14 protein-coding genes are annotated in these 15,300 nt (G+C 63.8%); 2 read left to right on the top strand and 12 right to left on the bottom strand.

All coding sequences use genetic code 11. From position 1 onward, the window contains the following. Nucleotides 1–74: 74 nt before the first annotated feature. The 9 genes from repB to FKV68_RS25260 all read right to left on the bottom strand — a co-directional run bounded on the left by repB (nucleotide 75) and on the right by FKV68_RS25260 (nucleotide 10,320). Nucleotides 75–1,127: a plasmid partitioning protein RepB gene (repB, locus tag FKV68_RS25300; RefSeq protein ID WP_180943277.1), complete on the bottom strand. Its 1,053-nt coding sequence runs from the start codon at nucleotides 1,125–1,127 to the stop codon at nucleotides 75–77. Nucleotides 1,128–1,130: 3 nt separating this feature from the next. Next, nucleotides 1,131–2,396, bottom strand: a complete 1,266-nt coding sequence (gene repA, locus FKV68_RS25295; protein ID WP_180943276.1) for a plasmid partitioning protein RepA — start codon at nucleotides 2,394–2,396, stop codon at nucleotides 1,131–1,133. Nucleotides 2,397–2,604: 208 nt separating this feature from the next. Beyond that, nucleotides 2,605–3,597 (bottom strand): ABC transporter permease, encoded by a 993-nt coding sequence (locus FKV68_RS25290; RefSeq protein WP_180943275.1) that lies wholly within the window; start codon nucleotides 3,595–3,597, stop codon nucleotides 2,605–2,607. Next, the gene (locus tag FKV68_RS25285; RefSeq protein WP_180943274.1) at nucleotides 3,594–4,574 is read right to left on the bottom strand and encodes an ABC transporter permease; all 981 of its coding nucleotides are present in this window, start codon (nucleotides 4,572–4,574) and stop codon (nucleotides 3,594–3,596) included. Before FKV68_RS25285 ends, FKV68_RS25290 begins: the two co-directional genes overlap by 4 nt. Beyond that, nucleotides 4,571–6,121, bottom strand: coding sequence for a sugar ABC transporter ATP-binding protein (locus FKV68_RS25280; RefSeq protein ID WP_180943273.1), 1,551 nt, complete (start codon nucleotides 6,119–6,121; stop codon nucleotides 4,571–4,573). Before FKV68_RS25280 ends, FKV68_RS25285 begins: the two co-directional genes overlap by 4 nt. A 70-nt stretch (nucleotides 6,122–6,191) precedes the next feature. Further along, complete coding sequence (locus tag FKV68_RS25275) at nucleotides 6,192–7,316, bottom strand: sugar ABC transporter substrate-binding protein (RefSeq protein ID WP_180943272.1); 1,125 nt, start codon at nucleotides 7,314–7,316, stop codon at nucleotides 6,192–6,194. A gap of 394 nt (nucleotides 7,317–7,710) precedes the next feature. Continuing rightward, nucleotides 7,711–8,778, bottom strand: coding sequence for an HTH-type transcriptional regulator GntR (gntR, locus tag FKV68_RS25270; RefSeq protein WP_180943271.1), 1,068 nt, complete (start codon nucleotides 8,776–8,778; stop codon nucleotides 7,711–7,713). A gap of 282 nt (nucleotides 8,779–9,060) precedes the next feature. After that, nucleotides 9,061–9,444, bottom strand: a complete 384-nt coding sequence (locus FKV68_RS25265; RefSeq protein WP_180943270.1) for a BRA0787 family protein — start codon at nucleotides 9,442–9,444, stop codon at nucleotides 9,061–9,063. 501 nt (nucleotides 9,445–9,945) lie between these two features. Beyond that, nucleotides 9,946–10,320, bottom strand: a complete 375-nt coding sequence (locus FKV68_RS25260; RefSeq protein WP_180943269.1) for a hypothetical protein — start codon at nucleotides 10,318–10,320, stop codon at nucleotides 9,946–9,948. 245 nt (nucleotides 10,321–10,565) lie between these two features. On the opposite strand from FKV68_RS25260, the gene FKV68_RS25255 reads away from it, so the two are divergent. Beyond that, nucleotides 10,566–11,567: a PQQ-dependent sugar dehydrogenase gene (locus FKV68_RS25255; protein WP_180943268.1), complete on the top strand. Its 1,002-nt coding sequence runs from the start codon at nucleotides 10,566–10,568 to the stop codon at nucleotides 11,565–11,567. 27 nt (nucleotides 11,568–11,594) lie between these two features. On the opposite strand, the gene FKV68_RS25250 is transcribed toward FKV68_RS25255, so the two are convergent. Further along, nucleotides 11,595–12,689, bottom strand: a complete 1,095-nt coding sequence (locus FKV68_RS25250) for an ATP-dependent DNA ligase (RefSeq protein WP_180943267.1) — start codon at nucleotides 12,687–12,689, stop codon at nucleotides 11,595–11,597. Nucleotides 12,690–12,701: 12 nt separating this feature from the next. After that, entirely contained in the window at nucleotides 12,702–12,881 is a 180-nt protein-coding gene (locus FKV68_RS25245) for a hypothetical protein (protein ID WP_180943266.1), read from the bottom strand. Nucleotides 12,882–13,160: 279 nt separating this feature from the next. Between FKV68_RS25245 and FKV68_RS25240 the strand changes: the two genes are divergently transcribed. Beyond that, the gene (locus FKV68_RS25240; RefSeq protein WP_180943265.1) at nucleotides 13,161–13,592 is read left to right on the top strand and encodes an OsmC family protein; all 432 of its coding nucleotides are present in this window, start codon (nucleotides 13,161–13,163) and stop codon (nucleotides 13,590–13,592) included. A gap of 236 nt (nucleotides 13,593–13,828) precedes the next feature. Here FKV68_RS25240 and FKV68_RS25235 read toward each other — a convergent pair whose 3' ends face one another. Continuing rightward, nucleotides 13,829–15,157, bottom strand: coding sequence for a dicarboxylate/amino acid:cation symporter (locus FKV68_RS25235; RefSeq protein ID WP_180943264.1), 1,329 nt, complete (start codon nucleotides 15,155–15,157; stop codon nucleotides 13,829–13,831). Nucleotides 15,158–15,300 lie beyond the last annotated feature (143 nt).

Below are 15,300 nucleotides of genomic sequence, written 5' to 3'. Positions count from 1 at the left end.
CGAAGCGCGCGTCGCGGCAGTCATAACCCGTCGACCATCCACCCGGTCGTTCACAAGAACGCGGCGGCCGTTAGCTATGAGTTCTGATTTTTCATAAAGGCCGCGTGCCATTTCGCCAGCATGGACACCGCTTCCTTGAGAAAGGCCGGATGGGTGCCGGGCAGGAACTCGATTCGTGGGGCCTTTCCATCGAGCCTCAGGCGCGCGAAGACACGGCCCGCCTCGTCCCTCAACTCCTCCGGCTTCTGCGGCTCCGGCTTGTCGTTCTCAGACAGGCGATTGAAGACGAGCTGGAAGCGCTGGTCGGTGTCTGCTGCGCGGAATCGCGACGCGCCGATCTCGGCATCCGCCAGATCGCGGGCCTCCTCCCTTTCGAGCAGCGTGGCGATCGCCATCCACCGCTCCCGCCCTGCCTTCGGCGCCGGCCCGATGGCACGGGCGAGATGATGCGGCACGCTGTCGGCCACCTGGAGAAGGCGCGACAGCTCACTCTTTTGCACGGCAAGCGCATCGCCGATCACCTTGCGGTCGAATCCGCGCGCGGCAAGCGCCGCGGCGAAAAGCGCCCGCTCGATGAAGGAGAGGTTGCGCCGCTCGGCGTTTTCCTTGCCCTGGGCGAGCACAAGCTCGTCGTCGGAAAGCGGCCGAACGATCGCCTTCACCTGCAGTTCGAGCCGGCGGACCGCCTTCAACCGGCGATGGCCGTAGGCGGTCTGGTAGTGACCCTGCTTTTCCGGGTGCGGACGCACGAGGATCGGCGATTGCTGGCCGTTCTCGCGAATGCTTTCGACCAGCGCCAGAAAATCGGGATCGTCGACCTCGCCGTCGGTCAGCCGGTCCTCGACGAAGGAGCCCTCGATGAGCGCCGGATCGAGCGCCACCACGCGCTCACCCTGCGTCAGAGCTTCCCGCAACGCGCGCGCCTCTTCCGCCTCGCGTGTGATATTGCCGAGCGAAAGCCCCATCGCCCGGACCGCGCCGGATGCGGCGCGCGGGACCTCCGCAGTGGAGGCGGGCCGGCCGTTGACAGGTGTCAACTCGCTCTCGGCCTTCTGCTCCGTCGGTGCCGCCGGAGCACCGCCCGCAAACAGCGCCCGCAATTCGTTCTTCCGGTTGTTGCCAGCCATGTCTTAGCGCCCCCACGCCGCATGAATGAGAGCCTCGACTTCGCCGTTGACGGCATTCAGCGACTCGATCGCCCGGTCGTAGGTCGCGCGGGTGAAATTCTCGCGGCCGACCTCGTAGAGCGTCTGTTTCGTCAGGCCTGCATCCGAGATCGCAGTCGATTTCACCATGGCCGAGGTCAGCACGCGATCGCCGAAGAGCGAGCGCATAAAGCCGACGATCTGCGCCTGCGGCCCGTCATTGGGCTCAAAGCGGGTGACGAGATAGCGCAGGAAATCGAAATTGAGTTCGCCGCCGGCTTCGCGCACGACGCCGAGCAGGTCCGAGGTCATGTAGAGGAACTGGTTCATCGAGGCGACGTCGAGCATCTGCGGATGCACGGTGACGATGACCGAGGTCGAGGCGCAGAGCGCCGAAAGCGTCAGATAGCCGAGCTGCGGCGGGCAGTCGATGACGACGACGTCGTAGTCGTCGGCAACGCTCGCAAGCGCCGTCTGTACGCGCGCGAAGAAAAGCGGGCCGGCGTCCGCGCCACTCTGGCGGGCGCTCAGCGCCTGCGGCGTGGTATGCTCGAACTCCTGCAGTTCGAGATTGCCCGGCACCAGATCGAGCCCGTCGAAATAGGTCTTGCGGATGATGTCCTTCAGCGGCCGCGCCTCGGCATCGTAGCGGATGGCGCCGTAAAGCGTGTCGTTGCCGGTCAGGTCCAGTTCCGGCTGATAGCCGAACAGCGCCGAAAGCGAGGCCTGCGGGTCGAGGTCGACGGCGAGCACCCGGTGGCCGGTCAGGGCGAGATACTGGGCGAGATGGACGGACGAGGTTGTCTTGCCCGAGCCGCCCTTGAAGTTGGTGACGGAGATGACCTGCAGGTGCTCGCCCTTGGCGGCATCGCGCCATTTCAGGTAGCTGCGCGCCTTGGCGGCATTGCCCTTGCCGAGCGCCTGGTCGGCGAGATGGCGGCGAAGCGCATTGATGTCGAAGAGCGAATAGGAGCGCCGCCCGCCGGATCCGGTATCGGGCTGCGGGCCCTCGCCCGCCAGCGACAGCTGCCGAAGATAACCGTCCGAGACGCCGATCAGCCGGGCGGCCTCGCCCGAGGTGAAGCTTCTGAGCGTCTTCATCGCCGTTGGCGGGAACAGACGCTCGCGCATCGCCTTGAGTTGCTCCGACAGTGCCCGCGCGTCCGCCGCGATCGCCTCGTCCGCGGGTCGCCGATAGTCCGTCCCGCTCAAGCCCCCCGCTTCTCCGACCACCGCCGTCGATCCCGCCATATCCATTCCCAAATACCCTCTCATGCTTCGCATCGCATTTGCGGGGTTCAACAGTGTCCCTATTGCGGCCGCGCAAATGCGCCCGCAATATCTCCTTACAGACCGGCCGCTGAACTACGCTGAAATGCGGAATATGCGATCTATTCCGTTAGAGGGTGATTCATCCTCTGATTCGCGTCAAGCCCTTTCGGAAAGGGGCGAAGCATCGTCACCGGTTCGGCGGCGTACGGCCGTAGAGGAGCAGCATGAAGATGATGACGACGCCGTAGACGATCTGGCGGCCCGCTTCCGGCATCTGCATCACCGAGAGGATCGATTGGAGGAGCGTGATCAGGATCACGCCGGCGACCGTGCCCAGATAGGAGCCGCGCCCGCCAAGGATCGACGTGCCGCCGAGCACGACGGCGGCGATTGCCGGCAGCAGATAAGCATCCCCCATCGCCTGCGCCGCCTTGGAGGAATAGCCCGCGAGCAGAACTCCGCCAAAGGCGCTGAGCGCGCCCGAAATAGCAAAGGCGATCATGACGATGCGCCGCGTGTCGACCCCCGACAGATAGGCCGCGCGTTCGCTGTTGCCGATCCCGTAGACCGCCCGGCCGAAGGAGGTGCGGGTGAACAGGAACACCATGATGGCGCTGATCGCGACCCAGACGAGGATGGCGTTCGGCAGGCCCGGAATGACGAACCCCGTCGCGAGCCAGCGCACAGCCGGAGGCGCGGAGTCCTGCGGCGAGAAGCCGCCGGTGTAAACGACCATCAGCCCTTGCGCGACGACATTGCTTGCAAGCGTGACGATCATCGACGGGATGCGCAGATAGGCGACGCCAAAGCCGTTCAGCAGGCCGAAGACCGTGCCGCAGAGGATCCCGAAAGGAATGGCGATCACCGGCCCCATGGCCCCGAAGCCGGCAGCGGCACAGGCCATCATCGCGCCGGTCGTCATTACCCAGGGAATAGAAAGATCGATATGGCCGAGAAGAATCACCACCATGACGCCGGCGGCCACGACCCCGAGGAATGACGCGACCTTGAGCTGTTGCAGGAGGTAGTTGAGCGACAGGAAATTGCTGGAATAGAGGCTGCTCAGAAAGAGGAGCAGCAGGATGCAGCCGAAGGCGGTGAGCACGGCCGGATCGGCGCGCCGGAGGAACGCCGGCAGGCGGGTCCTGATCGAGATGCGGTCCTCGGATGTGTCGCTCATTGGAACCAGTCCAGACGGTTGCGCACCCGCAGCAGAGCCAGCGAGCCGATGCTGACCGCGATCATCAGGACAACGCCCTGGAGCAACGGCTGCCACAGCGGATCGACGTCGAAGACGAACAGCATATCACCGGTCGTGCGGGCGGCGAAGGCGCCGAAGATCGCGCCGACGGCGCTGCCGCGGCCGCCATAGAGCGACACGCCGCCGAGCACGACCGCAGCGATCGACCAGAGCGTATAGCCGCTGCCGCTGGCATAGGCCGCCTCGCCGGTATAGGTGAAGAAGGTCAGGAACAGGCCGCCCATGGCGGCGAGCAGTCCGGCGAGCGTATAGGCCGCAAACTTGCCGCGCCGGATCGGCACGCCGGACATGAAGGCCGCCTGCTCGGACGAGCCGGCCGCATAGGCAGCTCTGCCGAGTCTCGATCGCCGGAAGGGCAGCCAGACCAGGACAACCGCCGCCGCCAGCGCCACCAGGCTCGATGGGATCACGCCGAAGAGGCGGCCGGTCAGCGCATCCGCGAGGTCCTCGTTGACCGAGCCGCCGGGAAAGGGTCTCAGCAGCAGCGCCAGGCCGAAATAGACCGCGCCAGTCGCGATCGTCGCGACGATCGGCTGTAGCCGACCGTAGATCACCAGAAGCCCGTTGATAGCGCCGCAGACCATGCCCGCCGCAAGCACGGCGACGACGCCCAATGCGGTCGGCAGCGGCTCGCCGACGACGATCCAGGACGCCAGGCAATTGGTCAGGATGAAGATCATGCCGACCGAGAGGTCGATGCCTGCCGTGATCACCACCAGCGCCTGGGCCATGGCGACGAAGGCGAAGAGCACCCCCTTGTTGGCGGCGGTCTGGGCGACGTTGGCTGTCAGACCGGCCGGATGGTTCGCGATGTAGACGGCAAACATCAGGAGAAAGATTGCGAGCCCCATCAGCGTCCCGCGTTGCTCGTTCAGCCAGTAGCGCCATTCGCTCATGTCGCCGTTCCCTCCTGGCCGCCCTCGACATTGAGAGCGCTCGCGATCAGCGCGTGCTCGGTGATATCCCGGCCTTCAAGCTCGCGGACGATACGACCGTCATAAAGGACAAGGACGCGATCGCAGCAGCCGATCAACTCGTCATAGTCGGTCGAATAGAAGAGGATCGCGGCGCCGGCGTCGGCCAGCCGGCGCAGAAGCTGATACATCTCCTGCTTCGTGCCGACGTCGATACCGCGTGTCGGATCGTTGAGCAGAACGATCCGCGGCTGGCGCATCAGCCACTTGGCAATGACCACCTTCTGCTGGTTTCCGCCCGATAGCGCGCCCACCGGGATGTCGAGCCCGGCCGTCTTGATCGCGAGCAGGCGCACCATTTCATCGATCAGCTGTTCTTCCGCGGTGCGGTCGATGATGCCGCCGCGCGAAACATGATCGAGTGCGGCGAAGGACAGGTTCTCCCGCACGGTCATCGGCAGCATCAGCCCCTCGGTCTTGCGGTCTTCCGGGATGAGCGCCATGGCGCTGCGCGAGGCGCGGGCGGCCGCGGGGCTTGCGATCGTCATCGGCGCCCCGTCGATGAGCAGAGAGCCCGTGGTGCCCCGCAATACCCCGAAGAGAGCGAGCAGCAGGTCGCGCTGGCCTTGGCCGTCCAGCCCGCCCAGGCCCACCACCTCGCCTTCGGCGACCGAGAGCGAAATGTCGCGCAGCCGGTCGCCCCAGCCGAGATTCCGGCATTCGAGGCGGGGAGGCTTGGCGTTGGCCGCACGTGGCGGCTTCGGCGGAAAGACGTTGCTGTATTCGCGCCCGATCATCATTTCGACGACTTCGCTGTTGCTGCGGGTGCCGGCGCGGAAGCTCGCGACGTTGCGGCCGTTGCGGAACACAGTGCAGGTGTCGGCGAGTTCGGCGATCTCATGCATGCGGTGCGAGATATAGAGGAGCGCCAGACCTTCGGAACGCAGGCGCTTCAGCACCGCAAACACCTTGGCGACATCGCCGGCCGTCAGCGCCGACGTCGCCTCGTCGAGGATCAGGATGCGTGGCTTCGATGCCAGCGCCTTGGCGATCTCGACCACCTGCCGGCGCGACAGCGGCAGGTCCTTCACGGCCGCACGCGGGTGAATGTCCTCGGCGCCGGCCCGCGCCAGCGCCTCTTCCGCGATCACGCGCTGGGCCCGACGGTCGATCAGGCCGAAGCGGCGCGGCGGATCGGCAATGGCGATATTGTCGGCGACGCTGAGGTCGGGGATCAGGGACAGTTCCTGGAAGACGCAGGCGATGCCCGCGGCTGAGGCTGCAGCCGGCGAACGGAAGGTGACGTCGCGGCCATCAAGCAGCATCCGCCCCTCGTCCGCTGCAACCACGCCTGCCATGATCTTGATCAGCGTCGACTTGCCCGCGCCGTTTTCGCCGAGGATCGCATGGATGTGGCCCGCTTCGACGTCGAGCTTGGCATTTTCCAAGGCGCGCACGCCACCATAACGCTTGGAGACGCCCTCCATCCGGAAGAGCGGTGGCTTCGCCTCTATCTCTGCCGTCGTCATCCGTCGCCTCGGCTACCGCAATTTTCGCGCATGCCGCGCCTGAACGCGACATGCGGATCAGGAAGGACCTCTACTGGTTTTCCTTCGTCTGCCCCATGATCTCCTGGGCGGTAAAGTTGATGCCGCAGGTGGGGAAGGCATTGCCGACGAAGAAGTTGTCGGACTGATCGGGATAGAAATCCTGCCCTTCCTTGAAGTTCGGATCCTCGACGATTGCCAACGGCAGCTTGATCGACTGCGGCACCACCTGTCCCTCGAGTGCAGCGATCGCCGTCTTGATGGCGACGGCAACCTGAGCCGGGCCGGTGCCGGCCGACGAGCACTTCAGCCCCTCGCCGGCATGCTTGGCACAGAACTTCCGGAAGCCGTTCTCGGTCTCGCCGCCGAACGGAACGAAGGGATGGCCGGCGTCGATCATCGCCTGCACCACGCCGGTATCGCCGCCCTGTGCGGTGATGCCGTCAAAGGTCTTGTGCACAGCGATCGCATCGGCGGTCGCCTTCTGCGCTGTCGGGTCGTCCCACTTGCCGATCACCTCGACGACGTCCCATTTCTTGCCGGTCGACGCAAAAGTTTCGTGGATGCCGTTGTGGCGGTCTGTATCGACCGACGTACCGGCGACACCACGCACCTCGAGGACTTTGCCGCCGTCCGGAAGATGCTGGGCAAGCCATTTCGCCCAGAGGATGCCGAGACCCTTCTGGTCGACGTTGACGTTGATGGCGTCCTCGGTGTCGAGAATGTTGTCGAAGGCGACCAGGACCACGCCGGCTTCCTTGGCACGCTTGATGACCGGCCCGAAGGCGGTCGGGTTCTGGGCGTTGACGACGATCGCGTCATAACCGGAATCGATGAAGTTGTTGATGGCCGATATCTGCGCCGGCACGTCCTCGCCGGTGGAAACGACCTTGAACTCCTTGAGCTTGGCGGCAACGTCCGGCTGCGCCGCGTAGGCCTTGGCGGTCTGGATCATCTGGATGCGCCATGTATTGGCGATGAAGCCATTGGCGAGCGCGATCCGATATGGCCCGTCCTTTTTCGGGAACTTGAAGAACTTCGTTTGGGCCGTCCATGGCACGAAACAGCCCGGTTCGGCTGCGGGACCGCTGACGACTTCGGGTTCGGCATAGGCTGTCGTCGATAGAAACGTGAGCGCAGCGGCCGCGAGAATGCCGCTGACGAATGTTCTGGTCATCGAATTCCCTCCCATTGTGGTTATGTCGGGACGGGGTATCGAAACAGGGGCCGTTGGAGCATCCCGCTTTGGGTGGAATCCCGAAAAGCGTCCTTGTGCGTTCACTCCAGCGCCGCGCGTCTCAGACGCGCAAAGGACGCTTTAGCCCTTTTAAGTGCTGCATGTTTTCATCCTTGAATCGGCTGCGATTTAAGGAAACATGCAGTAGAACGCACAAGGCTCTAGACGTCGAGCATTCGCCGCAGGCAGCACCTGCGTTCGTTGCCAATCCGGCACGACATGTCGATACGCGAGTCCGGTGACGTCAGACAGGTCTCCTCCCGAAACGTCACAAGCTGGAATGGTAGCGCTACCAACAGGCATTGTAAAGCGGCGCATTCTCGCTGAGCCGCGGTCAGATCGCGGGTTTCGCGGGAAGCGTCGTGCTCTCGCGAACTTTCAACTCGAAGCCGAGATCCACGACGGTTCGCCGTGGCCGCTCGCCGGCAATAGCGGCACGCGCCATGGCGATGGCACGGCGTCCGATTTCGTATCGGGGGGTGCGCACGCTGGTAATGGAAGGCGACGCGACCTCCATCATTTCAAGGTCGTTGAAGCCGGCTATGCTGATTTGAGCCGGAACCTGCAAGCCTGCGCGATGGCAGGCGAAGAGCACGCCGAGCGCCACGTCGTCATTGTTGCAGATGACCGCGTCGAGATCCGGGGTTTTTTCGAGCGCCTTGTGAAAAAGGCCTACCCCCATCGAAACGCTGGAGGGCGAAATGGTTGTCGTCACGAGTGCTGCATCGAAGCGACCGGCTTCGCGCATCACCGCCTCATAACCTGCGAGGCGCCGACGCGAGCGCGGATCCATGCGGGCGCCCAGAAATCCTATGCGCTTGCAGCCGACATCGATCAGGTGCTGCGCCACTGCCTTGCCAGCATCCAGATGGGAGAAGCCGATCATCATGTCGACCGGGTCCGGCCCGATCTCCATGATCTGCACGACCGGACAGCCTGCCTCTTCCAGCATCTGCCGCGTCTTCGGCCCCTGATCTATGCCGGAAACGATCAGCGCCGATGGACGCTGCCCGAGGAAGACCCTCAGCAGTCGCTCCTCCTCCTCGCCGGAATAATGCGTGTTGCCGAACTGGATCTGCAGCGGGCAGTCCCCCAGGCCGTCGTGGATGCCGCGCAAGACTTCGGAAAAGACATTGTTCGTCAGTGACGGAACGAGCACCCCGATGACATCGGCGCGCGCCGAGGCCAGCGCACGCGCGCTCGGGTTCGGCACGTATCCGAGCTTATTGACTGCCGCGGCGATGCGCTGGCGCAACTCCGGCGACACGCGCTCGGGATCGCGTAGCGCGCGGGAAACGGTGATGCTGCCGACGCCGGCGAGACCCGCAACATCCGCGAGCGTCGGGCGGCCGCTGCCACGGCGCGATCGATTCCTGACTTCGCTGTCGTTGGACGACGCCACACCCCGCCCCAATCTAGCCCATCGGCAACGCTCGCCGCTGCCTCTTCTCGCCTACTGGTGCTTCGCGCCGCTGATAAGACGCGCGGCGCTGTAGTCGGCGCTGGGGAATTACGCATGGCCTGGCGCTCCCCTCACCCTATCTTACGGCATAGAATGAAAGGAAAGAACTCTCCGTCGTGCGGTGACGGCGCTGCGGGCCCACATCGGCAAACGCTGACAGCCGGACAACGAAACAGCGCGGCATGACGGCCGCGCTGTTTGTGCAATCCGGGTTCCGTACTGTCACTCAGCGTGAAGCGGCTGATTGAAGCGGTCGACGAAAGCTTCGATCGAACCGCGCCCGAAGCGCCTCAGCCGGCGCCTGACCAGAACGGACATGACGCGGGCGGCAGTGGAAAAGGGCATCTCGTCAAGCGGTCCGCGGCCGCTCCATGGCTTGCTCAGCCGGTCGGTGACGATACCGAGCATGTTGGCGGGCATGATATCGGTGCAAGGTTTCATCCAGTCGAAAACGTCGCCGATCGGCAGGACGTTGCCTTCGTAGGGTACGATCGGTTCCGGCATCCCCTCATCCCAGTCGTCATAGGCCTCGAGTGCGTCTCGAAACAGATTTTGCAGGGTGATCGGGGCGTGCCCTTCGTAAAGGGCGGGCAGGAAATTCGTCATTTGTGTCTCCTCAGAATGTGTAAATCGGGAAACGCGAATGGCCAATTCTGTCGGTTACGAAATACGATGCTCCTACAGCGCCGCGCGTCTTTTCGGACGCGTAACGGTCGCTGTAGCCCTTTGAATTGCTGCATGTCCCTGTCCTTAAATCGACATCGATCTAAGGAGACATGCAGTAGGCAGCCGAGACGCGAGCAGCACGCAATCGATAGATTGCGGGCAAAGACGGAATGCATGATACACGAATAGGTTCCCGGCGGCGGTACTTTTTCTTCAGGAAAATGCCGCACACAACTGCGGCCTTTTGCCTGCCGGCAACCGCCGTCCACTGATTTTTGAAGAGGATACAGACGGTTTCCCGCCGGCTTTCCACGCCCGCCGCAGTGATCATCCGCCAGTCGCGCTGCGCTGCGGATACGTCATTCCACATAGGTGACGAGGGAAGAAGGCGTTTAAATCAAGGGGGAGGCTCGTCGCCGCTGACAAGCTATCTGAGTGCCTTCAGGATGCTCCATGCCCAACGCGTCCGGATCTGAAAATCACGACGAGACCGACGACCAGAATCACGAGCAGGATGATGTGGAATGTCTTGTCGGCCGCGGTCTGCGGACCGATCCCGACGGTGATGGTGAAGGCGCCGACCAATGTCCCGAGTAGCGCAAACGCCTGAACCACGAGGGCGATGAGGCGCGTCCGCCCCGGCACGCCGATGCAAGCCAGCAGGCCAAGGACCAGGACTGCCGCAATCACGCCCTCGGCAGTCGCGGCGCGCGAATGTTCGTAGCCGCCGAACAGGATGCCGGCGTGGACAAGTGAGGCGGCAGCAAACAGCAGTGCCTCGAATCCGAGTATCGCTTTTATCGAGGAGACGGGCATCACATCTCACCTCTTGGGCAGTTGAGCCGACCATGGGCTCAGCATCACGGGATCACTTCGCCGTGAGGCCTACAGCGTCGCGCGTCTTATCGGACGCGCAAAAATCTTTAGCACTTTGAATTGCTGCATGTTTTATCCTTAAATCGGCTGCGATGTAAGGATAGCCAGCAGCAGGCTGCGGCTTGAAACGGGAATGAGCCGCTCCAGTTCCTCCGGCAAATTCAGCTTGTATTCGGAGGGCGCCGATGGACGTCTTTTCCCTAAAGGCCGGATTTCTCTGCGCTCGAATGCGGTTTCTCGCGCTGGCAGCGCTCGCCTCCGGCGTGGCTCTCGGCCCGGCACGGGCCGCCCTGCTCGCCCGCGTTCCCGCCGCGCGCGAAATGGCGGTCTGCGGCGACATCGTGTTCGTCGGAACCAAGGGTTCCTCGGTCTATGCCGTGCCGTTGTCCGGCGGCGGAGCCCGGCGGGTCGCCTCGGGTTTCTCCGCTGCGAACGGAGTCGCATGCTCCGGCGGTCGTCTGTTCGTCGCTTCGAGAGACAGCGTAACCGTGTTCGACATCGGGCGCGGGGGCGATCTGAGCGGCAGGCGTGATATTCGCCGAGACCTGCCGAACTCGGGAGCCCATAGTTATCGCTATATCGCCGTCGGCCCCGATTCCCGGCTCTACGTCTCGTTGGGATCGCCCTGCAATATTTGCCGGCCGCGCGGGCAGCAAGGCACGATCGTCAGCATGAACCAGGACGGTTCCGATCTTCGGCGCGTCGCATGGGGTGTGCGCAATTCGGTGGGCTTCGACTGGCGCGGCGGGACCATGTTCTTTACCGACAACGGCGCCGACCGTATGGGCGACGATGTCCCGCCCGACGAGCTCAACGCGCTTCGCCCGGGCGGCTTTTACGGTTTTCCCTACTTTGGAGGCCAGACGCGCCTCAAAGGATTTGAGGACGCATCGCCGCCCGAGCGGCAGATCCCGCCCGTCTTCGACTTTCAGGCGCATGTCGCGGCGCTCGGCATCCATTTCTTCCGCAGTCTCGGCGGTGACGCTCTGGTCGCCCAGCACGGCAGCTGGAACAGGTCGGTTCCGGTCGGGTATCAGGTGGTGCGGGTACGCTTCCGGGGCGCCCGACCGGTCTCGGCAACGACTTTCCTCAGAGACGTCGGCCGGCCCGTGGACGTCAAGGAAGCGCCCGACGGTTCCGTCCTCGTTTCCGACGACGCTGGAGGCGCGATTTACATCTTCAGGTGATGACCCGGGCCAGCGGCTTCCCGGCCGTCAGCGCGGTAGGATCTGTTCGTAAGTGCACTGGCGCGGATCCTTGTCCGGCCTCCACCGCATCAACTTTGTACCGTGACGAAAGCGCCGGTTGCCGACGTGGTCGAACCGAACCTCGACGACGAGTTCCGGACGAACCGGCTCCCATTCGCCGCTACGCTCGCTGCTCCAACGGCTGGGTCCGCCGGGAGCCTTGCCGGTAAAGCCCGGTGGTTCGCGCAGGCCCTCGAGCCGGCGCGTCAGCGCAGGCCGCTCCTTGTCGGAGATCGTCGCGGTGAAGCCGACATGGTTCAGCGTTCCGTCTGCGTCGTAAAGACCGAGCAAGAGCGAGCCGACCTCCGCGCTGTCGCTTTCGTACCGGAAGCCGCCGACGACGCAATCGGCGGTCTTCAGGCGTTTGACCTTCACCATTGCGCGCGCTCCGCATTCGTAGGGGCCGTCGAGGTTTTTTGCGACAACGCCATCGGTGGCGCCTGCTTCCCACCCGGTGAGCCACCGCTCGGCTTCCTCCCTGTCGAGCGTGAAGGGCGAAAGCTCCAGCTTGTCCGTAACGGCGTTCTCCCTTGCGAAGGCTTCGAGCGCAGCTCGCCGGACAACGAGCGGCTCGCCCGTGAGGATTGCGCCGTCGGCGCCGACCAGCACATCGAAGAGGATGAGCTTGGCGGGCGTCTCCTGCGAGAGCTTTCGAACGCGGCTCGCCGCCGGATGCAGACGCATCTGCAGCGCGTCGAAGGAAAGCCGTCCATCGACCTCGATTACCAGTTCGCCGTCGACCACGAACTGTGCGGCGCCGAGCTGCCGCAGCACGGCAACGACTTCCGGGAAGAAGCGCCCGAGCGGTTTGCCGGATTTCGCGCGGAGATCGACCTCTTCGCCGGACTTGAAGGCCAGGCAGCGGAAACCGTCCCATTTCGGCTCGTGCTGCCATGCACCATCAGCCGGGAGCTCCGGGGCAGAGCGCGCCTCCATCGGCGCGGTGCTGACGGGCAGGGCGAAGCGGCCGGCAGGTGCGACTGCGCCGGTGGTTCTTGCCTTACGCGCCGGCCGCGGTGCCTTCGCCCGCCTCGTTGGTCTTTCACGCGTGCGCAGAGCCATCGTCCAACCCCGCTAGCTCAGCCTGGCGCAGCGTTCCTTCGCCGAGCCGCAAAGCTTGCCAAGCTCATCGAGGAGGGCCGCTGCTGGCGGATCGGTGAGACTGCTCGCCTGGTCGAGAGATTCAGCAATGCCTGCTTTGCCGCAACCGGTGGCCGGTCTCTCGTTGCTTGGCCTGGCGGCTTTCTTGGCCATGGAAGCACTCCTTTGGTCGAGTGCACGAAACCCCAACCCACAGACGTTAGTTCCAGCTGTCGACCAAAATCGAGCTGCCTCGGTTGGCGCAATGGGCGGTGATTATTCCGAGCCGTTGCGCCACCGATCATCCGATGTTCTCCCTGCACGGCGCACGTTTCATTCGACGTTGGCGAAGGAAGCAGGAAGCAACGATCTGGCCGCAGCATAATTTTGCCGGTTATTGGAAATCCGTGAGCGCCGGCGGTTATGATGGACACAGCGACAAAGGGAAAAATCATGAAAGCACGAATCAAATGGGTTGAAGAGCGGACGTTCGTTGGCGAGTCCGGGAGCGGTCACAAACTCGTATTCGGAACGGCTTCAGGGCCGGAAGGGCGGACGCCCGGGCCGAGCCCGATGGAACTGGTTCTGATCGGGGCCGGCGGCTGCTCGGCCTATGACGTCATTCACATCCTCGAAAAGGGCCGCGAGGCGGTCGAAGACTGCACCGTCGAGCTCGACGCAGAGCGAGCCGAACAGGACCCGAGGGTCTTTACCCGCATTCACATGCACTTCGTGGTGACGGGGCGTGGTCTCGCGGCGAAGAAGGTGGAGCGCGCGGTCGCGCTGTCACTGGAAAAATACTGCTCGGCGTCGGCGATGCTGGCCAAGACCGCGACGATCACGCATGATTTCGTCGTCATCGACACGGTGGCTGTAAGCGGGTGACCGTTCTAAGCTCGCTTTCGCCTTTTCTAAATTTGGCTGGCACCCGAGGTTCTGCGCGGGCTAATTAGGTGGTGAGGGAGATGGCCGGCAAGCCTGTAAGCTCGTCGCCCCTCCCCGAGCTGCCGGAGGCTTGCGCAACGGTCGACGCGCGGAGTCCTTGCGCCAAAAAAAGAGCGCGGCCTGGACAACCAGACCGCGCCACACCGCAAGACTGCGGTCTTGCCCTGGGAGGCAGCTTATTCGGCGGGCTGGATCGCCGCCGGGATCGTCTCGACGGCAGGTGTTCCACCGCCGAGTGCGGCGGAGAGCTGCGCCTGATCCAGTTCGCCTTCCCATTTCGCCACCACGACCGTCGCGACAGCATTGCCGACGAAATTGGTGAGCGCGCGGCACTCCGACATGAAGCGGTCGATGCCGAGGATCAGCGCCATGCCGGCGACCGGTACCGAGGGGACGACCGAGAGCGTTGCGGCAAGGGTGATGAAGCCCGCGCCGGTGATGCCGGCAGCGCCCTTCGAGCTCAGCATTGCGACAAGCAGGAGCAGGATCTGGTCACCAAGCGACAGCGGGATATCGGTCGCCTGCGCGATAAAGAGCGCGGCAAGCGTCATGTAGATGTTGGTGCCGTCGAGGTTGAAGGAATAGCCGGTCGGGATGACGAGGCCGACGACCGAGCGCTTGCAGCCTGCCTTCTCCATCTTGTTCATCAGGCCCGGCAGCGCCGCTTCCGAAGAGGACGTGCCGAGCACGAGCAGCAGCTCTTCCTTGATGTAGCGGATGAGCGCGACGATCGAGAAGCCGTTGTAGCGCGCGACCGCACCAAGCACGATGAAGACGAAGAGGAACGACGTGAGATAGAAGGTGCCGATCAGCATCGCGAGATTGGCGATCGACGCCACGCCGTACTTGCCGATGGTGAAGGCCATCGCGCCGAAGGCGCCGATCGGAGCGGCCTTCATCAGGATCGCCACCAGGCGGAAAATCGGCAGCGTCAACGCATGCAGGAAATCGACCACCGGCTGGCCTTTTTCGCCGACCATGGCAAGCGCGATGCCGAAGAGGACCGAGATGAACAGCACCTGCAGGATGTCGCCCTCGGCGAAAGCACTGACCAACGTCGTCGGAACGATGTTCATGAGAAAGCCGGTGACCGACTGTTCATGCGCCTTTTCGGTATAGGTGGAGACCGCCTTCATATCGAGCGAGGCCGGATCGATATGCATGCCGGAACCAGGCTGCACCACATTAGCGACGATCAGACCGACGACGAGCGCGAGCGTCGAGAAGGTCAGGAAGTAGATCATCGCCTTGCCGGCGACGCGCCCGACCTTGGCAAGATCGGTCATGCCGGCAATACCGGTCGCGACCGTCAGGAAGATGACCGGCGCGATGATCATCTTGACGAGCTTGATGAAGGCATCGCCCAGCGGTTTGAGTTCGGTGCCGACATCCGGATAGAAATGCCCGAGCAGGATGCCTGCGGCGATCGCCGCGAGGACCTGGACATAGAGATGCCGATAGAGCGGTGTCTTGCCGCGGACCTCCGCGGAATGTTGTGCGATCATGATATCCTCCACGCGGGCCTAGTCCGGCAACAGCCGGGCCTCCCAGGCCACTCTTCCGAAGACCGACAGCACCCGGCTGCCATGCGGAGGGACTTGCAACGTCCGTGCCAGATTTGAGGAACAAGGACAACCCATTGATTCTT

The sequence above is a fragment of the Sinorhizobium mexicanum genome (assembly GCF_013488225.1).
GTDB classification, from domain to species: Bacteria; Pseudomonadota; Alphaproteobacteria; order Rhizobiales; family Rhizobiaceae; genus Sinorhizobium; species Sinorhizobium mexicanum.
The sequence above is the reverse complement of the archived record's forward strand: the minus strand, read 5'-3'. Positions and strand labels throughout refer to the sequence as shown.